This window comes from Acidobacteriota bacterium (genome assembly GCA_016196065.1).
GTDB lineage: Bacteria > Acidobacteriota > Terriglobia > Terriglobales > Acidobacteriaceae > Acidiflorens.
This window is the reverse complement of sequence record JACPYL010000001.1, coordinates 93,422-116,434: the sequence shown is the minus strand read 5'-3', so window position 1 is coordinate 116,434 and position 23,013 is coordinate 93,422. Positions and strand designations below refer to the sequence as shown.

21 protein-coding genes and 1 pseudogene are annotated in these 23,013 nt (G+C 57.1%); 5 read left to right on the top strand and 17 right to left on the bottom strand.

Annotation, left to right across the window (positions count from 1 at the left end; genetic code table 11):
• Positions 1 to 2: 2 nt before the first annotated feature.
• From HY010_00580 to HY010_00560, 5 genes are all read right to left on the bottom strand, one after another.
• The gene (locus HY010_00580) at positions 3 to 902 is read right to left on the bottom strand and encodes a hypothetical protein (GenBank protein ID MBI3474201.1); all 900 of its coding nucleotides are present in this window, start codon (positions 900 to 902) and stop codon (positions 3 to 5) included.
• 250 nt (positions 903 to 1,152) lie between these two features.
• Positions 1,153 to 2,832, bottom strand: a complete 1,680-nt coding sequence (locus HY010_00575; GenBank protein MBI3474200.1) for a type II/IV secretion system protein — start codon at positions 2,830 to 2,832, stop codon at positions 1,153 to 1,155.
• 39 nt (positions 2,833 to 2,871) lie between these two features.
• Positions 2,872 to 4,074, bottom strand: coding sequence for a type II secretion system F family protein (locus HY010_00570; protein MBI3474199.1), 1,203 nt, complete (start codon positions 4,072 to 4,074; stop codon positions 2,872 to 2,874).
• A 113-nt stretch (positions 4,075 to 4,187) separates the two neighbouring features.
• On the bottom strand, positions 4,188 to 4,904 hold the full coding sequence (locus HY010_00565) for an outer membrane lipoprotein carrier protein LolA (protein ID MBI3474198.1): 717 nt from the start codon (positions 4,902 to 4,904) through the stop codon (positions 4,188 to 4,190).
• 104 nt (positions 4,905 to 5,008) lie between these two features.
• Positions 5,009 to 5,758 (bottom strand): class I SAM-dependent methyltransferase, encoded by a 750-nt coding sequence (locus tag HY010_00560; GenBank protein ID MBI3474197.1) that lies wholly within the window; start codon positions 5,756 to 5,758, stop codon positions 5,009 to 5,011.
• Between the two features lie 101 nt (positions 5,759 to 5,859).
• Here HY010_00560 and HY010_00555 point away from each other — a divergent pair, with 101 nt between their 5' ends.
• Positions 5,860 to 6,720 (top strand): methyltransferase domain-containing protein, encoded by an 861-nt coding sequence (locus HY010_00555; GenBank protein MBI3474196.1) that lies wholly within the window; start codon positions 5,860 to 5,862, stop codon positions 6,718 to 6,720.
• Here HY010_00555 and HY010_00550 read toward each other — a convergent pair.
• The 7 genes and pseudogenes from HY010_00550 to HY010_00520 form a co-directional block, all read right to left on the bottom strand.
• A complete protein-coding gene (locus HY010_00550; GenBank protein MBI3474195.1) occupies positions 6,659 to 7,585 on the bottom strand; it encodes a hypothetical protein in 927 nt (308 codons plus the stop codon). The two genes, HY010_00555 and HY010_00550, sit on opposite strands and share 62 nt — an antisense overlap.
• Positions 7,582 to 8,358 (bottom strand): ABC transporter permease subunit, encoded by a 777-nt coding sequence (locus HY010_00545; GenBank protein MBI3474194.1) that lies wholly within the window; start codon positions 8,356 to 8,358, stop codon positions 7,582 to 7,584. Before HY010_00545 ends, HY010_00550 begins: the two co-directional genes overlap by 4 nt.
• On the bottom strand, positions 8,355 to 9,296 hold the full coding sequence (locus HY010_00540; GenBank protein MBI3474193.1) for an ABC transporter ATP-binding protein: 942 nt from the start codon (positions 9,294 to 9,296) through the stop codon (positions 8,355 to 8,357). The genes HY010_00545 and HY010_00540 overlap by 4 nt, the downstream gene beginning before the upstream one ends.
• A gap of 641 nt (positions 9,297 to 9,937) precedes the next feature.
• Positions 9,938 to 10,027 (bottom strand): annotated as a pseudogene (locus tag HY010_00535) (prepilin-type N-terminal cleavage/methylation domain-containing protein).
• Positions 10,028 to 10,335: 308 nt separating this feature from the next.
• Positions 10,336 to 10,830 carry a prepilin-type N-terminal cleavage/methylation domain-containing protein gene (locus HY010_00530; GenBank protein MBI3474192.1) on the bottom strand — a complete coding sequence of 165 codons (495 nt, stop codon included), beginning with the start codon at positions 10,828 to 10,830 and terminating at the stop codon, positions 10,336 to 10,338.
• Between the two features lie 360 nt (positions 10,831 to 11,190).
• Positions 11,191 to 11,685 (bottom strand): prepilin-type N-terminal cleavage/methylation domain-containing protein, encoded by a 495-nt coding sequence (locus HY010_00525; protein ID MBI3474191.1) that lies wholly within the window; start codon positions 11,683 to 11,685, stop codon positions 11,191 to 11,193.
• Positions 11,686 to 12,019: 334 nt separating this feature from the next.
• Positions 12,020 to 12,514: a prepilin-type N-terminal cleavage/methylation domain-containing protein gene (locus tag HY010_00520; protein ID MBI3474190.1), complete on the bottom strand. Its 495-nt coding sequence runs from the start codon at positions 12,512 to 12,514 to the stop codon at positions 12,020 to 12,022.
• 274 nt (positions 12,515 to 12,788) lie between these two features.
• Here HY010_00520 and HY010_00515 point away from each other — a divergent pair, with 274 nt between their 5' ends.
• Positions 12,789 to 13,877: an aromatic ring-hydroxylating dioxygenase subunit alpha gene (locus tag HY010_00515; GenBank protein ID MBI3474189.1), complete on the top strand. Its 1,089-nt coding sequence runs from the start codon at positions 12,789 to 12,791 to the stop codon at positions 13,875 to 13,877.
• Between the two features lie 60 nt (positions 13,878 to 13,937).
• On the opposite strand, the gene HY010_00510 is transcribed toward HY010_00515, so the two are convergent.
• Entirely contained in the window at positions 13,938 to 15,098 is a 1,161-nt protein-coding gene (locus tag HY010_00510) for a serine/threonine-protein phosphatase (protein ID MBI3474188.1), read from the bottom strand.
• A gap of 68 nt (positions 15,099 to 15,166) precedes the next feature.
• On the bottom strand, positions 15,167 to 16,195 hold the full coding sequence (locus tag HY010_00505; GenBank protein ID MBI3474187.1) for a radical SAM protein: 1,029 nt from the start codon (positions 16,193 to 16,195) through the stop codon (positions 15,167 to 15,169).
• Positions 16,196 to 16,633: 438 nt separating this feature from the next.
• On the opposite strand from HY010_00505, the gene HY010_00500 reads away from it, so the two are divergent.
• Both HY010_00500 and HY010_00495 read left to right on the top strand, forming a co-directional pair.
• Positions 16,634 to 18,076, top strand: coding sequence for a phosphotransferase (locus HY010_00500; protein ID MBI3474186.1), 1,443 nt, complete (start codon positions 16,634 to 16,636; stop codon positions 18,074 to 18,076).
• Positions 18,073 to 18,813, top strand: coding sequence for a nucleotidyltransferase family protein (locus tag HY010_00495; protein MBI3474185.1), 741 nt, complete (start codon positions 18,073 to 18,075; stop codon positions 18,811 to 18,813). The genes HY010_00500 and HY010_00495 overlap by 4 nt, the downstream gene beginning before the upstream one ends.
• A gap of 22 nt (positions 18,814 to 18,835) precedes the next feature.
• Here HY010_00495 and HY010_00490 read toward each other — a convergent pair whose 3' ends face one another.
• From HY010_00490 to HY010_00480, 3 genes are read right to left on the bottom strand one after another with little or no spacing between them, the layout of a single operon-like run.
• Positions 18,836 to 19,249 (bottom strand): hypothetical protein, encoded by a 414-nt coding sequence (locus HY010_00490; GenBank protein MBI3474184.1) that lies wholly within the window; start codon positions 19,247 to 19,249, stop codon positions 18,836 to 18,838.
• A gap of 48 nt (positions 19,250 to 19,297) precedes the next feature.
• Complete coding sequence (locus HY010_00485; protein ID MBI3474183.1) at positions 19,298 to 20,011, bottom strand: DUF72 domain-containing protein; 714 nt, start codon at positions 20,009 to 20,011, stop codon at positions 19,298 to 19,300.
• 29 nt (positions 20,012 to 20,040) lie between these two features.
• Positions 20,041 to 21,081 carry an ATP-dependent DNA ligase gene (locus HY010_00480; GenBank protein ID MBI3474182.1) on the bottom strand — a complete coding sequence of 347 codons (1,041 nt, stop codon included), beginning with the start codon at positions 21,079 to 21,081 and terminating at the stop codon, positions 20,041 to 20,043.
• Between the two features lie 147 nt (positions 21,082 to 21,228).
• On the opposite strand from HY010_00480, the gene HY010_00475 reads away from it, so the two are divergent.
• Positions 21,229 to 22,890 carry an amidohydrolase gene (locus HY010_00475; GenBank protein ID MBI3474181.1) on the top strand — a complete coding sequence of 554 codons (1,662 nt, stop codon included), beginning with the start codon at positions 21,229 to 21,231 and terminating at the stop codon, positions 22,888 to 22,890.
• The last annotated feature ends 123 nt before the right edge of the window (positions 22,891 to 23,013 follow it).

Below are 23,013 nucleotides of genomic sequence, written 5' to 3'. Positions count from 1 at the left end.
GGTTATGCGATCAGCGCTCCTACGACGCCAGCCATTCGCCAGCGCGGTGCCGAGCCAGTGACGGCTCCGATCTGCGAAGCAGCGACCAATTCCGCGACGGTCGCACCGGTCTGTGCTTTCAAAGCAGGTGCGGCCCCAACCGTTTCCGGCAGACCGGCAACGTAAATCCGGTCAATATTCAGGTTGTAAGTATCCTGGAAGAAGACCACGGACGGATACACCTCTTCAGCCAACTGCTCGCCGCTGATCGTGATTCCGCGGACATTCTCCAGTGTGCGAAACAGTAGTACTTGTTCCTGATCGAGAATCGCAATGCCGATAGAACGCGCATCGACCTTCACGACCAACGTGGGCTTCTCCGCGTCCGCCGCGCCCAAGGCTGCAAGCATCGACGGCATCACGACTCCGGGGTTGTAACCGGCATCCCGAAACGCAGATTCGTATTCCTGCAAAACGCTTTTCAACACCACGGCTGCGATGGCGCGTAAACCGGTTCCGCCTGTCTGCGCGTGATACGAGACTCGTGCGTCATCCAGGTTGAAGGGAAGAGACTTCTTTAACCGGAACCGGACCACCGCTTCCGCTTCTTCGGGCTTGGAAGGCAGCGTTTCGAAATCCATCAGCACTACGCGAACTGCTGTGTCGGGAAGAATGGCGATTACATCGCGCGAGCGTCCACTCACACCACCGAGAGCACTCTCGATCGCTTGCCGGATTGCGGTGCCATCCCGGAGGTTCGGTTCGATCAAGTCGGGGACCACGGTACCCGGGGCGAGTTCCTGCGCCGAACACATTTCGACCATTCGTCCGGCATCAGCCGAGCGTCCAGCCAGAACGCGGTCCGCCGCAATCTCGCAAGCCAGCGCCGGTCGTGCACCGAATTTGGTCGATCCTGTCGTCATGAGGTTAGAGATCAGAAGTCAGATTGCAGAGGTAAAACCCCTAGGATCTGTTTTTTACCTCAGCAATCTGACCTCTCATCTCTGACCTTACCCCGATGATATCCCAGACATTCCTGCGGAGGACAGTTACCTCGGAGGGTGCCGGGCCATGGCCTAAAGGCAGGTTAGAGGTCGGAAGTCAGATTGCAGAGGTCAAAGCCTGTCGGAATCACGATTCTTACCTCTGCAATCTGACCTCAAACCTCTGCCCTTACCGGAATGTCTCGATAAACGTGACCTTGTTGATCTCCTTCAACGTCGTCATCCCGGAGCGCACTTTGTCGAGCGCGGATTCTCGCAGGAAACGCATACCCTCTTCGCGCGCACCGCGGCGAATTTCCGAGGTTGGCTTCTTGGCCAGAATCATCTCGCGGATGCGATCGGTCAAATCCAGAAGTTCATGAATTGCGGTTCGCCCCTTAAATCCCGTGCCCGCGCACTCAATGCAGCCCTGGCCTTCGTAAAGCGGAACCTGTCCCCACTGCTGCGGATCAAGGCCGCTGGCTTCGAGTACGTCCGCTGGATAGTGCACGGCGGTACGGCACGAATCGCAGATCAAACGCACGAGTCGTTGAGCCAGGATGCAGTTCAGAGCCGACACGAAGTTGTAGGGCTCGACGCCCATGTTGAGGAAACGGCCGAGCACATCGACAACGTTGTTGGCGTGGACCGTGGTGAACACCAGGTGGCCAGTCAGCGCCGACTGGATCGCGATCTGCGCGGTTTCGTTGTCGCGGATTTCGCCCACCATGATCTTGTCAGGATCGTGACGCAGAATCGACCGCAGTCCGCGCGCGAACGTCAGGCCCTTTTTCTCGTTGACCGGAATCTGTGTAATGCCGCGCAACTGGTATTCAACCGGATCTTCAATGGTGATGATCTTGTCTTCGTCGCTCTTGATCTCGTTGATCGCCGCGTACAGTGTGGTTGTCTTACCGCTACCGGTTGGGCCCGTGACGAGCACCATCCCGTACGGCTCCTTGATGTAGCGTCGGAAACGGCGCAGGTCGAGTTCGTCGAACCCGACCACATCGAGCGTGAGCTTGCGAAACTTCTCGCTCATCGACTCTTTGTCCAGCACACGAAGCACGGCGTCTTCACCGTGGATCGACGGCATGATCGAAACGCGGAAGTCGATGGCGCGTCCGTTGTATTTCACGCGGAAACGGCCGTCCTGCGGGACGCGGCGCTCGGAAATGTCGAGCTCGCTCATGACCTTGATGCGGGAAATGATGGTCGAGTGATGCTCTTTGCCAATCGGCGGCATGGCATGTGTAAGCACACCGTCGATACGGAACTTGATGAGGACCGAATCGTCGCGGGTTTCAATGTGAATGTCACTGGCGCGCCGCTGCAACGCTGTAAAGATTGTGGTATCGACCAGGCGGATGATCGGGCTCATGTCGCCCGTCGACGCGGTCAGTTTGTCGATCGAAATCGTTTCGTCGTTACCCGCTTCGTCTTCGCGGATCACGTCCAGCGTGAAGCCTTCACTGGCGTCTTCCAGAACGCGCTTCGACTGCTCGGTCTTCTTGAGAATTTCTGAAATCTGCTTGAGCGTGGAGACCTTGGTGACGATCCGCTTGCCGAGCAGCAGGCTGATCTCATCGATCATCATCAACTGGCTGGGATCGGCGATCGCAATGGCCAGACGTCCGTCCGCGATTTCTTCCAGCGGGACGAAGTTGTAGCGGAACATCAGATGCACTGGGATCTTTTCGAACAGATCGTGATGCAACTGGAAGTCGCTCAGATCGATGAATTCGCAGCGGTACCGGCGCGCAATATCGCGAGCTCGCTCGAGCTCATCTCCAGCAGTCGGTGCCGGCTCTGGCGAAAGCTTTCCGCCATTGGCGCCGCCGTTTACCACGATGGTTTTCTTTTCGGCCATTCTTATTACCAGTGTACTTCCAAAATCGCTGGTCAGTCCCTAGTGGATGCCGGACCCCAGCGTAAAGATCGGCAGATAGAGGGAAATCAATATGCCTCCCACAACGACTGCCATCACAATCAGAATCAAAGGCTCAATCAACGCCATGGCCGCACCTAGCGCAGTCTGGACGTCTTCCTCGTAAAACTCCGCCACCGAACTCAACATTGCCGGTAGTGCGCCTGTAGATTCACCGACTTCCAGCATTTCTACCGCCAGGTCGGGGAAGATCTTCTCCGTCTCCAGGCTCTTCGCCAGGCTCTGTCCTTCTTTGACTCTCTCGGTCGCGTTCAGGATCCCATTTAACATCTTCCGGCTGCTCATGGACGCTCCGGCAGTTTCCATCGCCGGAACCAGCGGCAGGCCACCTTGCAGCAGCGTCGCCAGAATCCTCGAGAAATTCGCCACCTGGTATTTCAGCCGGATCTCGCCCAGCAGGGGGATCGACAACAACATCTTATCGACCTGTTCGGCCCCGCGGTCACTCTGCTTCCAGCGCCAGAAGAGCGGGATGCTGACCGCCAGAATCACTACGATCGCCCACGCATACTTTTGCGCGTTCAAGCCGACCGCCAGCATGAAAACTGTGATCGCGGGCAATGTGGCCCCCAGGTTATTGAACAGTTCGGCAAACTTCGGGACCACATAGGTGACGAGGAAAATCATCATCACCGAAACCACCGAAATCAGGAGCGCCGGATACACCAGCGAAACTGCCAGCTTCTTGCGGAACGTCTGTGCCAGCCGCTGGTATGCGATATACCGGCTGAGCACTTCTTCCATGTTGCCAGACTTCTCGCCCGCCAACAGGGTCGTCGTATAGATCTTCGGAAACACGCGTTGGGCAGCAAAAGCGTCGGATAGAAGCTCGCCGCCTTTGACCCGTTCGCGGACGTTCTCCAGCAATTGCAGCAGGAACTTGTCGCGCTGCCGCTTGATCAACAGGTCCAGCGAAACCAGGATCGGCAGGCCCGCCTTCATCAGCGTCAAGAACTGTTGATTGAAGATCAAGAAGGTGGCCGCTTTTAGCTTGCTGCGCCGGGTCATGCCGCCGGGGGTGAGCAGGCTGCGGGGCTTTACCCAGTAGACCAGGTATCCCTGTTGCGTGTAGCGGTCGTGTACCTCGGCCTCGGAATACCCGTGCTCCACCTGCTGGCGCAGGTGGCCTTGTTCGTCGGCGACTTTGACCAGAAATTCAGCCATGATTACGGTCCAGATCCGGTGCCTTACCGCAAGTGTAACATTCGATTACGCAAGCAGTTACCGTACCGTACCCTGTTCTGGTACGCAAGTAACTGTGCGGTCTACCGGACCGCCTACTGCCCCAATTCGCCTTCCACAGTTTCCACCCCGGGAGGAGGGGTGAACAGGAACTGGCGATCGCTAATCTCCAAGTCCTCCTTCGGACTCGCAAAGCGAAATTCGGTCGATGCCCCATCGACTTCGGTGAACACGATTCGAGCCAACTGGCTCGACGGTGTCACTTCCAGCAGGACCTCGCTGATCCGTTCCGCCATCGCTTTCGGTACACCGCGGAGAAGAGTATTGTCTGGATTCATTGGAGCCTGATCTGCTACCTTTGAAAGTCCAGCTAACTCATTCTCCAGTTTGGTTTTACCAAGCAAAAATGCAATTGGGGACCGCAAGTCGTCCAGTTTTCTGAACTCCGTCTTCCGCAGCTGTTTTTCTGCCGGAAGGTAAAACCAGACGACCTTCCCGTCACTTACGAACAGCTTCTCCTTGGGAGAACGGTATTCCCATCGCATCTTGCGGGGCTTTTTGAGCCAAAGGGTTCCCGTCTCGGTCCGCTCCGCCCCGTCTCCGCGATAGATCTCGGTAAAGTCGGTCTGCAGGCTGCGCAGGTGGTTGTAGTGCTCGTCGACGGCCCGGGCGATCGGGCGGATGTCCTGTGCCTGCATCGCCAAAGGCCCAGCCAGAACAAGAACGGCCACCACGGTCCTCAAGAGTCGGACCGAAATATTAGCCGCTCGCTTGGAGACAAGGGTTACGCCGAAGTGAATCTTCGCAGTCATGCTCACTCCATCTTAGATGCAACCAGCACGCATAGACGCGGACGTCCCCACTCTCCGCCGAAGTGTTTGTGCCGTCGGCGAAGGAGACGTGACACGCCGCGTCTCTACGGCGGGTTTTGTGGGAATGCACTGTTGCGGTAGATGACAGAGTTGGTGGTGTTCCCAACCTTCGTCAGCCAGGCACATGTTTCCAACAGTTCCTTCAGCAGGGGATTGTGGTAGACCACATAGACCGCTCGCGGTTTGTGCTGCAAAGATTCGCCGAGATTTGCGAGAAGGCGCTCTAAACCGGCGGACGGCAACGGATTGAACAAGTACACCACCAGTGGCTCGAGAGGAAATTCAAACTCGCGAGCATCCGCCGACAGCGACTCGATCTGCTTGCATCGCTGATCGTCATTCCGATACACGGCAATGTTTTCCGCAGCTGCGCGGTGCAGTTCCGGCAAGAGTTCAACACCGATGATTCTTCGAAACGGATAGGCCGACGCCATCAACAACGTGCGCCCTTTGCCGGATCCGATGTCGATGAAAGTGAACTCACCGAAGTCGATGGGTAACGCCGCCATCATTTCGTGAAATGCTTCGGCATCGGTCGGCTGATAGGCTGAATGAAACACTCCCAGCAGGCGCTCCTGCCAACCGACTGAGCCGCTGGTTGTGTTGACGCGATGTTCCCAGTCGTAGTCCATGTCGCCATATCGGCTGCGCCTTCGCTCGGGAGTAGAGTCGCGTACGAAGCCGTAAAGCTCGCGCAGAATCGCGCCGGTCGCCGATAGCGAATTGCCGCGCGCGGATTCCTCCCGCCACCGCTCCGCAATCGCTCTCGACAGCTGCTGGGGAAAACTGGACACGATGCATGCTAGCAAATCAGCCCGCCAAGTCCGTCCTACACAGGGCAGGGAACCCGTCTCGGTACTTCGTCCAATCGAGCAATGCCCCTAAGATTTTCTTAATGATTGCCCGCTCTGAAGACTACGTGGAGTACTGCCGCGAAGTCGCCCAAGGAATTCGCGATGTTGGGGATCTCGCCCTGCGCGGCAAGAACACCAGCGAAATTACGCGCCGCGTCAATGCTGGAATCATCCGTGAAGTTGGATTGACTCCCGCCGACGACCTGGTCGACGTTGGTTGCGGCGATGGTACTTTGTTACGCCTTGCGCACGAATCAGGAGTCGCGAACGCGATCGGACTACTGGCCACGGAAGAAGAAGCGGCACTCGTGCGCCGCCGCGGCTTGGAGGTGCGTCAAGGATTCACGCACAGTCTGCCCGTGGCCGATGCCTGCGCATCGGTCGTGGTCTGCAACAATGTGTTGTTGGTCGTGCCCAGGGAACGTATCCCAGAAAGTTTGCGAGAGATCGAACGCATCGCAAGGCCCGGTGCCCGCGTCTATCTGGGCGAGATTCCGTTTGTGCCTGGGCCGCCGCCCGAACCGGAGTTCGAAACCGTTCGCGAAACACTGACCTACCTGTTCGGAGAATACGGGACACGCGCGGCGCTCGGAATGGCCCGCCGCATGATCTTCTGGAAACTGACAGGCAAGCCAATGATCATTCGCAGTGGCTCTTCTGTTTCGTTTTACGCCGAGCCTTCGGAGTTCGTTGCCATGGCGGAAGAAGCGGGACTGGAGTTGGTCCGCTATTGGCCCCATGACTGGCCGGAAGGACGCTTCAACTACCTGTTTCGGAAGCCGTCAGATTTCGATCACGACGCGTTCGATGTTAAGGACGATCCGGGAAGTGAACTGGAGCTTACTTCTGTTTCTCGGCTTTCGGCTGCGGAGGTTCGTAATTCAGCGGTGTCCCCTTGGTGATGTAGAGAATGCTGTCAGGGTCCTGCACTTCCACCCGGCCGTCAGGCATGACTCCGTAGGGGTGCCCCGTCGGATCAACCGGAACTCCGCCAATCATTCCCGCCCGAACCAGTTCGTACATGCTGGCTGGAAATAGTCCGAACTCCTGGCGGTAGGCGCTCACCAGCTTTTCCAGTTGCGTTACATCTTCGTCCACCTTCAGAGCGCGCAAATGGTCGGTGGCGTTGCGCTGAATGTCTTTGTCGGTGCTGGTCTGGTATGTCGTGGTCCACAACATGCGAGCCGTCTCGAATTCGCCGGCGTGTTGCGCCATGCGGGCCGCCAGGATCCGCAAGAAGGGATGCGCCCCGGGCACTTCCGCACCACGCGCGAAAGCCTCCGCGGCCTTCGAATAGTCCTTCATCTCCGTGTAGTAAATAAATCCTAGCCCGTAGTAGAGCTTCCAGCTGTCCGGATTATTCTGAATTCCGAACTCCGCCAATCTGATTGCTTCTTCCGGCTGACCCGCACCGTTCGGTGGCTGCGGAGCCAGAAAATTGTTGCCGAACTGGTATGCGGGCTGCAGTTTGGGATCCAATTGGGTCGCAATCTGCAGCAGGGGAGCCAGCAAATGGAAGTCGCGCGAGTGCTGGTGATGCTGGTAACCGAAATATTGAACGGCGCGCGTCCAGTAGAGGTCCGCCATCAAGCCGGTATATCCCAGGCTCATTCTTCGCAGAGCTTTCGGGGACCTGACATACAAAACTTCCTGAAACGCAGTATCGCGGCGCATGCGATCGAGCGCTCGCAAAGTTGCCACCGTGCCCAGGAGAGTCAGAACGAGCAGGGCCGACGCGACGAAGGTGACCCGGCGTGACGAGTTCATTTCAGATTCCGGCGTTGGAAGATCAACACCGCTCCCGAGATGGCCATCGCCGAATATAGCAACGCGTACACGCTGTTGTAGAGGATCAGGCGCCCCGTGATCGCTTCCCCATGAGCCACCTGGCTGATTACATTCAATGCGGAAAAATTAGGAACCAGATAGCCGACCGTAGTCGCCACCCATCCTCCAACCCCTTTGGCGACTGCGGCAAATCCGCGCAAGTCTTCGGAAAGATTTCCGATCACGAAGAGCGCAAACGTGAAAACCGCCGCCAGCATCGGCGATGAAAAGGACGAGAACAGAAGCGCCAGCGAACACACCATGAAAAATTGCAGGACGATAAAGTACAGAGCCGCCAGAATTCCCACGTCGCTGAGTTGGAAGTGATGCGCGACATAGAGCAGCGCCAGGAACACTCCGATCGCCATGAAGAACGTGTTCACAACCAGCGTGCCCGTGAGTCCGAAGAACTTGCCGACGACAAATTCCCAGCGCCGCACCGGCCGTGAGAGCACGGTGTAGAGAGTCCGTTTTTCAATCTCTTTCGAAACCAGTCCGATGCCGATGAAGATCGCGATCACGACGCCAAATAGCGTCACGGCTGTCAGCCCCAGGTTCACAACCACCAGGCGCTCAATGTCGATGGAGATCTGTCCGACGAGAATTGCTGCGCCCGAGAGTAGAAGCGCGAAGGCAATCAGGTTATAGAGAACGCGGTCTCGCACCGCTTCGCGAAACGTATTGAATGCGATATGAGCGATTCTCGAGTTCATGCGCCCACTCCCCGACCGCTTTCCTGCGGCTGAAGTTTCTGTACGTAATACTCTTCCAGGGATTTGCGCACTGGAGTCAACGAGATGAGGCGAAGCTTTTCGCGCCGTAGGATATCTAGTGCTGCATCCTGATGATCTTCCCGCAACACCGCGATTACCACATCTCCGCTGGCATGAGCTTCAGCCCCTAAACTCGACAGCGCGGTCGGGACAGCGCGGCCGGTAAAAATGATTTCGATCTTGCCTTGCACTTGCCTGGTCAGATCCGCCACCGCTCCCACTCCACGCAATTCGCCCTTCTGGATCACCGCCACGCGATCACAGAGCGCTTCCGCGTCCGAAAGAATGTGCGTGGAAAAGAAAACGGTTTTTCCTTCCCGCTTCAATTGCTCGATCAGTTCGCGGACTTCGCGCCGGCCCATCGGATCCAGGCCCGACATGGGCTCATCCAGAAAGACCAGCTTGGGGTCGTGGAGGATCGCTTGTGCCAGTCCCACGCGTTGCAGCATGCCTTTCGAAAACTTGCGCAATTGCGTACGTGCCGCATCCGCGAGTCCAACTCGCGCGAGCATATTGTCTACGCGAGTGGCGCGTTCTTTTGCCGGCACACCCGAAAGCTGGGCGTAATATTCCAGCAATTCCCTGGCAGTCAGATAATCGTAGAAATAGGGCTGTTCGGGCAGGAATCCGATTTGTGCTTTGACGCGGACATCGTCGACTTCCATGCCGAGAACCCGAGCCGATCCGCTGGTCGGAAAAACCAGGCCCATGAGTAGTTTCAAAGTCGTGGTTTTCCCGGCACCGTTGGGGCCTAGAAAACCGAATACTTCGCCTTCCTGAACGGTCAGGTTCAGCGGATGGAGTGCAATCCGTGGTTTCTTGCGCCAGAACCCAACGGCGTAAGTCTTCTCCAGATTGTTGGTTTCGATGGCGAGCATGGGTAATTCATGCCGGGAACGGCATCGACGTGATTATAGTTCGCACCAGGCGCGATGAAATCTCCGCAGCGTTTGCCTGCATTACGAAAGTCAGCGGCATTGAGGGATCAGCCCATTCCGTATCGAGTCGTCTCCAAAAAGAAAAGAGCCTGGAATTTCTTCCAGGCTCATTTCCGGCTTGTACCCTCCCCCAGGTACTAGGCCAAACTTTATTGTGCGATGGCGTATGCCTGACAGACTCCAATCGTGTTCGCAGGAGCAGGTCCGGCGGTCGGCTGGCTGTGCAGAGCACCATCCGCCAGTGCGCAAAAATCTCGTGTTCCGGTCATGCTGGGGTCGTTTGGGGCGGCTCCTGCCACATAGGCGCTGTTGATCGTGCCTCCCAGATTGATTCCCGTCGCCAGGAACGAATAGCCGCTGTGCCCTCCGCTTCCGGGTACGGCGTTGGCCAGGTTATCGTCCAGCAGGCAGGCATGCGTTGGAGCTGGGATGCAGGGTTCGGTCCGACCCAGATCCTGAAGCTGGTTCGCATATCCCACGGTCGGGTACGCGCTGAAATATCCGGTCTCGGCCGACGTGATCGCACGGATCGCGGCCGCGGCGGACGATTCATTCGCCGCCATTCGTGCCCGCAGCAGATTCGGAATTGCAATCGCTGCGATGATCAGGATGATCGCCACAACAATCAACAATTCGATCAACGAAAAGCCTTTTGTAGTGGTGTGCCGCATCTTCCGCTAACCTCGTGTTTCTCACTCTTGACTATGGCACCTCAAGGGCCAATCCGGACTACCCATTGGTAATCGCCAAACTCGCCTAAGTCCTTTAGATCAAAGTTGTGAGAGGCGACGGAGTGAGTCGATGAGACCGTTCTAACGCACTATGTAAGTCCGGTTTGACACAAATTGTCATTGCGTGACAGCAGGTGGTGGAAAGGGGGTAGCTGGTGTCGAAGGGCGGGCTTGAAGGTTCCCGCAAAAAGCAAAAGGGACATCGGGCGAACCCGATGTCCCTCTTTCCTAGACCAGTTGGTCGCCTCTTACTGCAGAGGAGGCGTAGCGCTGGGGCAGGTCACGAGACCGCCGCCGGACGCCTGGAAACGGATGACAGCGTCTGCGAACGAGCAGAAGCTGCGCACGCCGCTCTGGTTCAACGCGGTCGGGTTGCCTTCAACAGCGTACCCAACGTTCGGACCAGTTCCAGCAACAACCTGATACGTGAAGGTGTAGCCAGTCTTTACCTTGGTGACGGCGAGAACGTCGTCAACCAAGCAGGCCTGAGTCTGGGTCGGAGGCGTCGGGCAGGTGCCGCCGGAGCCAAGAACGTCCAGCGTGGCCGAGTAGCCCACGGTCGGATAGGCCGAGTTATAGCTGACTTCAGCTGTGTTGACGGTGCGAACCGACGAGACCGCCGAGGACTCGTTCGCTGCAATACGTGCACGCAGCAAGTTCGGAATCGCGATAGCAGCGATGATCAGGATGATCGCCACCACGATCAGCAATTCGATAAGTGAAAAACCCTTCTGTTTCCGCATCTCTTAGGTCTCCCCGTTAAATTTTTCCTGGTTTGATTACCAGTCGCCATGCAATATGGCATGTAAAGGGCCAGAGGCTGGAGTGACGAAAGTAAGAGTGCACCGCGCGACCAAGTCCAATTATTGCAAGCCATTTTCAAACTATTGGTTACCTCAAGGAATGCGCCAAGCTGCCGGGGATGACATTTTTGGATAGCGGCGCTGACAATTTGTGGCAGATTTTGCAATGGATTAAACCGGCGGAAACGGGCGTCCAGCCTTCGGTCTCGTCCAATCTAGTTCTAATAATCCCGGCAAAAACAAAAGGAACACCGGATTGCTCCGGTGTTCCCGTTTGAATCTCTGCGTTGACGACCTCAACTACTGAAGCGGAGGCGTAGCGCTCGGGCAAGTGACCAGACCGCCGCCCGACGCCTGGAAACGGATGACAGCGTCTGCAAACGAGCAGAAGCTGCGCACGCCGCTCTGGTTCAATGCAGTCGGATTGCCTTCGATCGCGTAGCCGACGTTCGGACCAGTTCCAGCCACAACCTGATACGTGAAGGTATAGCCAGTCTTCACCTTGGTGATCGCCAGAACATCGTCAACCAAACAGGCCTGAGCCTGCGTGGGAGGAGTCGGGCAGGTGCCGCCCGAGCCCAAGGCATCGAGTGTGGCGGAGTAGCCGACCGTAGGATAAGCCGAGTTATAGCTCACTTCCGCTGTATTGACGGTACGAACCGACGAGACCGCCGAAGACTCGTTGGCTGCGATGCGAGCGCGCAGCAAGTTCGGGATTGCGATAGCCGCGATGATCAGGATGATCGCCACGACGATCAGCAACTCGATAAGAGAAAAGCCCTTCTGTTTCTGAATCTTCAAATTGTGTCCTCGTCTCCGGTTTTTACGCTTCTGGTTTAATGACCAGCCACTCTCACTATGGCACCTCAGTGGCCACTGGCTTAAGTAACGAAAGTATCGTCCCTTCTCGTCCAAGTCCCTTCGCTGTCCGCGCGCCCGGAGCTTCAGATCTCCCCAGCTGAGGTAATCTCGGATTCGAGACTGCCCGGAAACGGTGTACACATGCCAATTTATGGCAGATGGGACGGCCGCCGTGGCCTCCGCATGCGAAATCAGCCCAAAAACAAACGGGAACATCGGATACTTCCGATGTTCCCGTGATCCACGCCCACGCAAGCTGGAACTTGTATTACTGGAGCGGAGGAGTCGCGCTGGGGCAGGTCACGAGACCGCCACCGGACGCTTGAAAACGAATCACCGCATCTGCGAAAGAACAGAAACTGCGAACACCACTCTGGTTCAACGCGGTTGGATTGCCCTCGACCGCATAGCCTACGTTTGGTCCGGTGCCCGCGACCACCTGGTAGGTGAACGTGTAGCCAGTCTTGACGTGTGTGATTGCCAAAACGTCATCCACCAGGCACGCTTGCGCTTGTGTCGGAGGCGTCGGGCAGGTTCCGCCGGATCCAAGCGTGTTCAACGTGGCAGAGTAGCCCACCGTCGGATACGCCGAGTTATAGCTGACTTCCGCTGTGTTTACGGTGCGAACGGATGACACCGCCGAAGCCTCGTTGGCCGCGATACGAGCCCGTAGCAAGTTCGGGATCGCAATTGCCGCAATGATCAAAATGATAGCTACTACGATTAGCAGTTCGATTAATGAAAAGCCCTTTTGTTTCCGCATCTTCAAGTTCCCTCGTCTCTCGGTGGCGTTTGGGATGGCACGCCGGCCACCCGCAATGACTATTGCATCTCGCAGGCCAAGCTCCCCATGACGTTGGTAACGTTCAAAAAGACGGAAATTGCAACAGTTTGGGTACTTTTTCGCACCGTACCCTACGCCGGATCACAGTGCGGCTACTCGATGTGACAATGCCGCGTGGTTCAGACTGACAAATTATGGCGTGTTCGCGATTGGATTTCCGCATGTCCGCGCTAGAATGTTGTTTCTCACCCTCATGACCAACCTGAAAATGGATCCGGATCGCGATATCGCGCGCGCATCCACCCTGGACGCTCCGCGCTATTTCACCAGGGAAGTATTCGAAGACGAGAAAAGCAGGATCTTCTCCAGCACGTGGCAGTTGGTTGGCCACGTCCATCAGGTCGCGCAACCCGGCGACTACTTCACCTTTGACCTGATCGGGGAGCCCCTTTTGATCGTGCGCGGAGAAGATGGGATCCTGCGCGCCTTTTACAATGTTTGCCGTCATCGGGCCGGCAATCCTGCGGTGGGTTGCGGCAATCGTAAACTCTTTCGCTGCGGATATCACGGATGGACCTATCGCCTCGACGGTGCTTTGCTGGTTACGCCCGAGTTCGATGGCGTCGAGCATTTTGATCCCCGGGAGCATGGATTGGTCCCCGTCCAGGTGGAAGAATGGTTCAACCTGATATTCGTCAACCTGGATCCCGGAGCGGCGCCCCTGGCTGAATTCCTAGGCGAATTGCCCGCGCAAGCAGAGAAGTTCAATTTCCGTCAGATGAAGTTTTCCGAGCGTCGCACCTACGAGATGAAGTGCAATTGGAAAACCTACGTGGACAATTATCTCGAAGGCTACCATCTGCCCAGCGTCCACCCGGCATTGAACCGCGAACTTAATTACAACTCCTACACCGTGGAAAGCTATGCCCAGCACGTGCGTCAGTGGAGTCCGATCCGCGGCGCGCAACCGGGCGACAGCACTCCGCGACGCTACCAGGAAGCGAGTGACGAACTCACCGCCGACTATTTCTGGATGTTTCCCAACTGGATGCTGAACTGTTATCCCGACAACTTCTCCCTGAATATCATCCTGCCGCTCGAACCGGAACGCACGCTGGCCATCTTCGAATGGTATTTGCCGGAGGAGAACCTGGGCAGCGAAGCAGCCCGCCAGTCGGTAACTTTCAGTGACGAGATTCAGCGGGAAGACATATCCATCTGTGAGATCGTCCAGAAGAACCTGCACTCCCGCAGTTATCACAATGGCCGCTACAGCGTGAAGCAGGAAAAAGGCGTCCACGCCTTTCATCGCATGTATCGGGAGCTCATCCCGGGAAGTTGAGAAACGGTCTTTAGCTGTTCGCTCTTTCGGGGGAAAAGCTAGTAGCTAGTAGCCAGAAGCCTACCCGCTTCTTTTCAGCAGTAGGCACGTCATATCGTCATGCTGTGGCGTGTTGCCGACGAACCCATCAAGGTTGGCAAGGAGTCGGCGCAGAAACTCTGGAGGCGCAGTCGTTGCAGCGGAATCAGCGACTGCAACCAGCCGGGGTTCTTCGTATTCTTCACCCTTGGAATTCACCGCCTCGACCACTCCATCGGTGAACACGATCAGCCAGTCTCCAGAATTGAGGTTCGTGGAACCTATTTCGTGAGTTGCTTCGGGCAAAATTCCCAGCGGGATTCCGCCCGTCTCCAGCCGCTCCATGCTTCCCGCGCTTCTTCTCAGCATGGGCGCATTGTGCCCGGCGTTGACATAGACGAGGTCCCCGGTTGCCGGATTCAGTTCGGCGAGAAAGGCAGTTGTAAAGCGCGCACCACCTTGGGTGTTAGAGCAGGCGTAGCGATTCAAACTCACCACCAGTTCCGCAAGAGGAATGCCGGTGCTCGAAAGTGTCCTCAGGCTGGCCTGAAACGTCGCCATCAACATCGCCGCCGGAATGCTTTTTCCAGCGACGTCCGCAATCACAAACAGGATTCGGCCATCGGCGGGAGATGAGCCCGCTCTCACAATGACGTCGTAGTAGTCGCCCGCGACCGTGTTCGCGGGACGCGTGGCGTAGGCGATTTCGTATCCCGGAAGCTGCAACGGAGTACCGGGCAGCAGCCACGATTGAATATCTTTGGCGATTTCCAGATCACGCTTCATGACGACCCGGTCGGCCAGCTCCAGCAGCAACACCATCAGCAAAAGCAGGCCGCCCCAGAGACGCATGTCGAACGCGATTACGCGCACCTGGCCGGCGCGATCTCCAAACGTGAATCCACCCGACGGAAGGAACAGCAGGACAAGCGCGACCAACAGCAGAACGCGTCGCGCGGGAGTGAGCTTCTCAATTACCGCCCAGAACAGCGCTTTCGCAACATGCCACACGTGCGCTGGTCCCGACTGCCCTTCAGCCCGTTCGGACAACTCCGCAGAATAGAAACGGTAACTGGAGCGAGCGTCCTTGGCGAATTGTGACCAGAGCTGATCGGCTTCCAACCCTTCCGTGACGCGCTGCCAGAAACGATTGGCCTCGGATTTCAGTCGAGAGGGCGAGCCTGGTGGCTGGGGAAAGGTCATGGCAGAAAAGACATTATAGGCGTCAGAGGAATGTAACGTCGCTGCGAAGGCGTGGGCACACCATGCTTTCAGCCCGCGCCTCCAAATAACTGCAATTGCGCCTCCTCAGGCGGAACGTACCGCGCGCGCTCATGTTTTCCGCGATCGCCTTTGCCGATGCCATATTTCTGTTTTAGATTCTCGATCAACCGAGACAGGCGTTCCGTATATCCCTTGGGCAGGAACGCGTGGTCCGCATAGCGCTTCCGGTAAAGCTCAACCAGAGCAGGGAAGTTTTCTTCCAGAAACGGCAGGAAGACTGCTGCCGAGCACGGCTTCAGAAACAGTGGCCCCGAAAAAATGAATTTTGCTCCAGCCTCGCTAGCAGCCTTGACGAGCGCATCGAGGTCGCTGGGCCGATCTGTGATCTCCGGCAAGACCGGCGCCAGATTGACGCCCGCGTCGACACCCGCCAGATTTAATTGACGGACAGCTTCCAATCGCAGATCAGGTCGCGGCGCGCGTGGCTCCAAAATCCGAGCCAGGTCCGCGTCGACCGTCGTCACCGTGACGCTGACGTGCAGGCGGTTATTCTGCGCAACCTTGCGCAGCAACTCGACGTCGCGCGTAACCAGATTTGATTTGGTCACAATCCCAACCGACAGGCCCGAGTGCAGCGCCAACTCTTCAAGAATCGCCCGCGTCACTTCGAAACGCCGTTCCGCCGGCTGATAGGGATCGGTTGCCGTCCCGATGGCGATGCCTTCGCCTGCCTTCACTCGGCGCAGTTCTTGCCGCAATAACTGCGCAGCATGCTGTTTGACGAATATCTTGCGCTCGAAGTCGACTCCGTCCCGCAGTTCCATGAACTCATGCGTGTAGCGGGCGTAGCAGTACTTGCAGGCAAACTCACATCCTCGGTAAGGATTGATCGCCCAGGCAAACGGCAACTTCCGCTGGCTCACGATGCGACACAGAAGCGACCGGATGCCGAGCGTGAAGTACTCCACGTTGTGCCCCTCGCGCAACGATTCGCCAGCCGCCGCAATACGCGCAATGCCCACAAGTTTCGAACCGGTTTCGAAGTCGGGGAGAAGGGGCAGTCCTGACACTGGCATCGCGTATTCGCCTTATGTTCGCCTTACACTATGCCTCTCCTTCAGATCTGTCAAATGATGGGTTTGGCGTTGGTTTACGTCTCCAGACCATTCTTGGCTCACCCGCGCGTAATGCCACCGTAACAAGTACCCCGTAATCTTTCGTCCGATGCCTGCGCAAAGTAAAGTCAACTCAGATCCGAGGGGGAAATGTTTACGTGGAGAGTATTGAGTGCGGTCCTGCTCTTTGCCGTCGTGCTGGGCGGCATCAAGTACCTGTTCGACAAAGCGGAGAGAGACCGACGGCCCAAGAACTGAACCGGAAACAGCGCGCCACTCTAACCACGCTCCGTAGCTAGTCCCGACCAGAGAATCGCAGATGCCGGGCCCCACTCCGAAGCTCCTCCAGTGTTATCTTGATCTTTAGTCGTCGGCTCCCGTTCGGCGCACCACGTTTTCATGGATATCCTCAAACAACTTTTTGAGCGGCGCTTTCACGCGCCCGCGGACCGGGTGCTGCCGGTGCAAGGGGAACTGGGCGGGTCGGGACGCAAGATCATTCGTCTTTCGAACAGAAGCGCCACCGCAGTCGGCATCCTCTACAACGTGCGCGAGGAAAATGTTGCGTTCATCGAGTTTTCCAGACACTTTCGTCGGCTCGGCTTGCCGGTGCCGGAAATCTATGCGGAAGCACTAGACGAAGGCGCCTACCTGGAAGAGGACCTCGGCGACACCACGCTCTTCGAGTTCCTTTCGAAAAATCGCACAGGTGACAAGATTTCTCCGGAGGCAGTGGAAGCGTATCGCAAAGTAGTCGCCATGCTGCCGCGTTTTCAGGTCGAGGCGGGTCGCGATTTGAATTACAAAGTGTGCTATCCGCGCGGGAGTTTCGACCGGCAATCGATTGCGTGGGACCTGAACTATTTCAAATACTACTTTTTGCGGCTAGCGGGCATTTCCTTCAACGAGCAGTCACTCGAAGATGACTTCGGACGCCTCACCAAGTTCTTGTTGAGCGCGCCGCGCGAATATTTTCTCTATCGCGATTTCCAATCGCGCAACATCATGCTGCGCGACGGCCAGCCTTTCTTTCTCGACTATCAGGGTGGCCGAAAAGGCGCGCTGCAATATGACATCGCGTCGCTACTCTACGACGCCAAGGCCGACCTGCCTCCCGAATTGCGCCAGCAGCTGCTCGATCACTATCTCGAAGTCCTCGCCGGATACACCGAATTCGATCGGGACGCATTCCTCCAGCACTACTACGCCTACGTCTACATCCGCATCATGCAGGCGCTTGGTGCCTACGGCTTCCGCGGATTCTACGAGCGCAAGACGCACTTTCTGCAAAGCGTCCCCTATGCACTGAAGAATGTCCGCTGGCTGCTGCACAACGTGACCTTGCCGATCGCGCTCCCCACGCTGTTTGAGGCCTTCAACAGCATGCTCGCCTCCGATCGGTTGCAGAGCGTGGCCTCGGGGGGAAATCCGCTCACCGTGCGGATTCTCAGCTTTTCGTTCCACCGCGGCTTACCAGCGGACGAGATCGGCAATGGCGGCGGCTTTGTTTTCGACGGCCGCAGTCTGCCCAATCCCGGCCGCGAAGATCGTTTCAAGCCGCTGACGGGCCGAGATGCTCCAGTCATCGAATATCTCAACCAGCAGGATAGCGTCCACCAATTTCTGGCCAACGCTACGTCTCTTGTCGATGCCAGCGTCGACACCTACCAACGCCGCGGCTTCAAGAATCTGATGGTCTCGTTCGGTTGCACCGGCGGCCAGCATCGCTCGGTATTTCTCGCCGAGAAACTGGCCAAACATTTGCGCGGACGGAGCGGCGTCGAAGTCCAGTTGCAGCACCGTGAACTGGAACGGATGGAGTTGGAGAAGGTTGGCCAATGAGAGCCATGGTGCTCGCCGCCGGCCTCGGAACGCGTCTGCGTCCGCTGACCAACGATCGCCCAAAAGCCCTGGTCGAGGTCGCTGGCCACACCATGCTCGAAATCACGCTCGAGCGTTTGCGCGATTTCGGAATCCGCGACGTCATCGTCAACGTCCATCACTTTGCCGACATGGTTGTCGACTACCTGAAAGCGAACGACAACTTCGGCATGCGAATCGAAGTCTCTCGCGAAGAGTTGTTGCTCGACACCGGCGGAGGCCTGAAGAAAGCAGCATGGTTCTTTAAGCAGGATCCTCACCATTCCAGAGAGCCCTTCCTGCTGCATAACGTGGACGTGGTCAGCACCATCGATCTCGGCCGCATGATGAAGTTCCACGATGAGCATGAGCCTCTGGCAACGTTGGCCGTGCAAGACCGCGCAACCTCTCGCTACTTGCTCTTTGATGAAAAGCAACAGTTATGCGGGCGACGCGCGGGCGTAGACGGGATTCCGGAACTTGTGCAACACGCGCACCGGCCCAGAGCACTCGCGTTCGCTGGCATCCACGTGATCTCACCGCGTCTGCTCGGGATGATGACCGAAGAGGGCGCGTTCTCGATCATCTCCACTTACATGCGTCTTGCTTCGCAGGGAGAGAAAATTCTGGGTTTCCGCGCCGACGAATACTACTGGCGGGATTTGGGCAAGCCTGAAAGCGTCGCGAAAGCGGCGGAAGAGATGAGCGGCAAACCTTAGCCTGTTCGCTCGAAACCAAAAATCACAGCCAGCCTTGTTTTTTGAACAGTTTTGTTCCGGCCTTCAGTGCGCCTTCGATTTCTTTTTCCAGCTTGGCATCGAGGCGCGTGACATGGAAGCAGCTCTTTCCCTTCAGGAACTTCATCATCTCAGGGGGCGCATCCGCGCCTAACCCCTCCGTAAAATAGCCCGGCGAACAATAGAAGCCGATGTAGCCCTTCTGCTCGATGATCGCAGTCACCGCTTTATCCATCGGCTTGCCGCCATAGGCGCCGGGGATGGCCACGGGTTTGGGCGCAATCAAATGCAGGTCGCGTTTATTTCGGACCAGCCCTGTCTTGATCTTGAAGGGTGGGGAGTGGCGCGAAAGGATCTTGTACAGATTGTCGAAGACCGTCTTCAGGGACTGTGCTTTTTCGCGAGCCGGAGTAGTCATAATTGAAAACCGTATCGCACACCATCTGATTTGCTAGTCAGCTTGACTTCATGCGCCTACGGTCTTGAGAACGTCGACCGCGTACAGCACGCCTTCGGGTGTCTCTTCGTGCTTGAAATAGGCAAACACATTGCGGCCGGCGGAAATGTGCTCCTGGATGCGACCCACCATCGCCGCACGTTCTTCCGCTGAATAAGTCGGCTTGCGATAGCGATAGTAGGCATAATCGGCGGTGACCACATCGGGCGTGTTTCGCTCTTCCGTTTCTGCGACGCAGAGCGCGACGTTGCGCTCGCGGAGAGTAGTCCACGTCGCGTCGGTGAACCAGGATTCGTGCCGGAATTCGAAAGCAGCCTGCAATGTTCGGGGCAGGAGCTTCAGAAATTCCGACAGTACCGTCTGGTCCGCCTTGAAATTCGGCGGAAGTTGAAAAAGTATCGGGCTGAGACGTCCGGCGCGTTCCAGTCCTTCCAGCGTGCCGAGGAAACGTTTCAGGAAATCTTCCGCATCTTTCAGGCGCTTGATGTGAGTGAGAACCTGGTGGGCCTTGATCGTGAAGTGAAAGTGCTCGGGCGTTTCGGCGATCCAATTCTGGATGGTCGTCTCTTTGACGAGTTGCCGAAAACTGTAGTTCACTTCGACGGCATTCAAGCGCGACGCGTAGTAGTTCAGGAACTTCTTCTGCGCGAGCTTCTCCGGATAGAACTCAGGCTTCCAACTCGGGTATGCCCATCCGGAGGTGCCGACGTAAAGCGTAGCCATGGGTTCTGTAGCGCTTGCGTAGAGCGCGATTATACCTTGCGACGTTTTTTCGCAGCGACGGTCGCTTTCTTCGCACTCGTGCGTGAACGGGGACTCTCGTCCGCCTGCGCCGCTATCGCAACTGATTCCGATTGTTCTGCGGCCGCTTCGCCGCCAAGTCCAGCGAGTTGTGGCAGTTTCTGTTTCAACGTCAGCAACGGCGCATACAAGTCGCCCATCTTGTCCACGCGCTTCAGCACGTCCGTTGCTTCGAAGACCAGGCGTTGCGCATCTTTCTTCCTCAATGCCTGTTCGACTTCCGACCAGGTGATCGGCGTTGACACGGTTGGCTGCTCGCGCGCCCGCAGCGAATAGACGGAGATCGTCGTCTTGTGCTGATCGTTCTGGCTCCAGTCGACGAATACCTTGTTGGTGCGGACCGCCTTTTTCATGTCCGACACAACCAGGTCAGGATGTTCCTGCTCCAGCAAGCGCGCGATCGCATGCGCGAAGGATTTCGTCTGGTCGTAACTCATTTTCGTGTTGAGCGGGACGTAAATCTGCATCCCTTTCGATCCGGAAGTCTTAGGGAAGCTTTGCAATCCGAAATGATCGAAAATCGCGCGTACCCACAACCCGACCTGTGCGCACTGCACAATGTTGGCGGGTGGTCCGGGATCGAGATCAAAAACGATCATGGTAGGAGTTTCAATGTCGGCTCCGAGCGCGAGCGACGGATGCAGTTCCAGCGACGCCAGGTTCGCGATCCAGACGAGCGTCGACAAGTCATTGGCGAGAATGAAATTGATAGTGCGGTGATTGCTGTCGCTCCACACGGGGGCCGTCTTCACCCAGTCCGGCCGGTGCATGGGAGCGTTTTTCTCAAAGAAGTATTCGTGATCGACGCCTTCGGGATACCGCTTCATCGTGAGTGGGCGTCCGGCGAGATGCGGCACCAGCACGGGCGCGATCCGGACGTAGTAGTCGATCACCTGTCCCTTGGTGAATCCGGCAGCCGGGTACAGGACTTTCTCCAAATTAGACAGCTTCAGCTTGCGGTCTTCAACGTCGACGATGGTAGAGGTGGGCATAGGGCGTCGTTCGTCGATGGTCGTTTGTCACTCGGAATTCGCTTGCCGGGCAGAGTTCCATCCGGACCTGCGCTCTGCAAGCAACCAGCGACTAACGACCAACGACGTTTTCCAGTATAGTTTCCCGCAAACGAAAAAGGAGTTGTGATGCCTGCATCGCGTCGCGAGTTTCTCTACGGGGTTGGAGTATTAAGCGCATCGTCCCTTTTTGCAATGGATCGCAGTGAGCCCGAGCTGATTCTTTACAACGGCAATTTCTGGACGGTGAATCCCCGTCAGCCGAAGGCGCAAGCTGCCGCCATTTCCAATAGCCGGTTTCTTGCGATTGGATCGAACGACGAAGTCCTGGCGCTGGCATCTGGCAATGCGAAGAAGATCGATCTTGGCGGTAAGACCGTGCTCCCCGGATTTATTGACGCTCACTCGCATCCCGCCGAGGCTGGCCTGTCTCACTTGCGGATGGTGGATTGCGACTTGCGGTCGATCGCCGAAATCCTGAAAGCTCTGCGCGAACGCGCCGCCATCACGCCTCCCGCCCAATGGGTGCTCGGTTTTAAGTACGACGACACGAAGACGTCCGAGGGCCGGCCGCTCACGCGTGAGGAACTCGACGCCGCCGTGCCCGACCATCCCGTATTTGTCGAGCACCGTGGCGGTCACACAGCGTGGACAAACTCGCTAGCCATCAAACTGGCCGGACTGGACGACAAGACTCCAGACCCTCCGGGTGGAAAATATGATCGCGATTCAGCGACCGGACGCTTGACTGGGCACGTCCGCGAACACGGCAAGGATGCATTCGAAAAGGCCAACCCTCTTACCTTCACGCGCGACGATCACCGCGAGGGCGTGAAACTGATCACCAGGATGATGACCCGCACCGGAGTCACGTCCGTCACCGACGCTGGCGGCTCGCCCGACGACCTTCGCGCCTACCAGGACGCTCGAGAGGCCGGTGAACTGTTGATGCGAGTGTACTGCCACATCCGCTATCCCTATATCGACCAGATGCTAGCTGCTGGTGTTAAGACCGGCCTCGGCGATGAATGGGTGCGGGTCGGCGCGCAAAAGATGATATGCGACGGCTCCATCTCCGAGCGCACGGCGCGACTATCGCAGCCGTACATTGGTCGTCCGGACGACTTCGGAATTCTCGTGACGGGCGAGCAGGAACTCTACGAACAAGCTCGTAAAGCGCACGCCGCCGGATGGCAACTGGGCACGCACGCTAATGGGGACGTGGGAATCGACACCACGCTGCGGGTGTATCAACGCCTGCAAAAGGAAATGCCGCGTCGCGATGCGCGCTACCGCCTCGAGCATTGCACGGTCGTCAACGATTCACTTGTCGGACGGATCAAAGCGCTGGGTGCGATCCCGACGCCCTTTTCAACCTACGCCTACTATCACGGCGAGAAGATGAAAGAGTACGGTGCCGAGCGCGTGAATCACATGTTTGCCCTCCGTAGCTTCATCGATGCCGGCATTCGACCCACGCAAGCCTCCGACTATCCGCCCGGACCGTTCGAGCCCATGATGGCGCTGCAATCCGAAGTGACTCGCACCGATACCAAGGGAAATGTCTGGGGACCGCAACAGAAAATCACGCTGGAAGAAGCGATCCGCGTGGGTACGATGAACGGCGCCTACGCTTCCTACGAAGAAAACCTAAAGGGATCGATCGAGGCAGGGAAACTGGCCGACCTGGTCGTACTGGGACGCGATGTCTTCAAGGAAGATCCCAGCAACATCATCAATATTCCTATCGAGCGCACCATGGTCGGAGGGAAGTGGGTCTGGGAGAGCTGAGCGCCCGCATCAGCCCTCTAGATTCCACTCTTAAAGTCTGTCATCCCGAGCGAAGCGAGGGATCTGCAGTTCGCCAGAGAATCAGATCCCTCGTTTCGCTCGGGATGACAGTTCCGAAGGAGT

What these genes read in the sequence shown, in the direction of transcription:
- HY010_00540 (MBI3474193.1), bottom strand. Translation starts at nt 9,296, where the DNA reads ATGCTCGCCATCGAAACCAACAATCTGGAGAAGACTTACGCCGTTGGG.
- HY010_00570 (MBI3474199.1), bottom strand. Translation starts at nt 4,074, where the DNA reads ATGGCTGAATTTCTGGTCAAAGTCGCCGACGAACAAGGCCACCTGCGC.
- HY010_00495 (MBI3474185.1), top strand. Translation starts at nt 18,073, where the DNA reads ATGAGAGCCATGGTGCTCGCCGCCGGCCTCGGAACGCGTCTGCGTCCG.
- HY010_00565 (MBI3474198.1), bottom strand. Translation starts at nt 4,904, where the DNA reads ATGACTGCGAAGATTCACTTCGGCGTAACCCTTGTCTCCAAGCGAGCG.
- HY010_00475 (MBI3474181.1), top strand. Translation starts at nt 21,229, where the DNA reads ATGCCTGCATCGCGTCGCGAGTTTCTCTACGGGGTTGGAGTATTAAGC.
- HY010_00500 (MBI3474186.1), top strand. Translation starts at nt 16,634, where the DNA reads ATGGATATCCTCAAACAACTTTTTGAGCGGCGCTTTCACGCGCCCGCG.
- HY010_00545 (MBI3474194.1), bottom strand. Translation starts at nt 8,358, where the DNA reads ATGAACTCGAGAATCGCTCATATCGCATTCAATACGTTTCGCGAAGCG.
- HY010_00555 (MBI3474196.1), top strand. Translation starts at nt 5,860, where the DNA reads ATGATTGCCCGCTCTGAAGACTACGTGGAGTACTGCCGCGAAGTCGCC.
- HY010_00580 (MBI3474201.1), bottom strand. Translation starts at nt 902, where the DNA reads ATGACGACAGGATCGACCAAATTCGGTGCACGACCGGCGCTGGCTTGC.
- HY010_00550 (MBI3474195.1), bottom strand. Translation starts at nt 7,585, where the DNA reads ATGAACTCGTCACGCCGGGTCACCTTCGTCGCGTCGGCCCTGCTCGTT.
- HY010_00485 (MBI3474183.1), bottom strand. Translation starts at nt 20,011, where the DNA reads ATGGCTACGCTTTACGTCGGCACCTCCGGATGGGCATACCCGAGTTGG.
- HY010_00480 (MBI3474182.1), bottom strand. Translation starts at nt 21,081, where the DNA reads ATGCCCACCTCTACCATCGTCGACGTTGAAGACCGCAAGCTGAAGCTG.
- HY010_00490 (MBI3474184.1), bottom strand. Translation starts at nt 19,249, where the DNA reads ATGACTACTCCGGCTCGCGAAAAAGCACAGTCCCTGAAGACGGTCTTC.
- HY010_00530 (MBI3474192.1), bottom strand. Translation starts at nt 10,830, where the DNA reads ATGCGGAAACAGAAGGGTTTTTCACTTATCGAATTGCTGATCGTGGTG.
- HY010_00515 (MBI3474189.1), top strand. Translation starts at nt 12,789, where the DNA reads ATGACCAACCTGAAAATGGATCCGGATCGCGATATCGCGCGCGCATCC.
- HY010_00520 (MBI3474190.1), bottom strand. Translation starts at nt 12,514, where the DNA reads ATGCGGAAACAAAAGGGCTTTTCATTAATCGAACTGCTAATCGTAGTA.
- HY010_00505 (MBI3474187.1), bottom strand. Translation starts at nt 16,195, where the DNA reads ATGCCAGTGTCAGGACTGCCCCTTCTCCCCGACTTCGAAACCGGTTCG.
- HY010_00510 (MBI3474188.1), bottom strand. Translation starts at nt 15,098, where the DNA reads ATGACCTTTCCCCAGCCACCAGGCTCGCCCTCTCGACTGAAATCCGAG.
- HY010_00575 (MBI3474200.1), bottom strand. Translation starts at nt 2,832, where the DNA reads ATGGCCGAAAAGAAAACCATCGTGGTAAACGGCGGCGCCAATGGCGGA.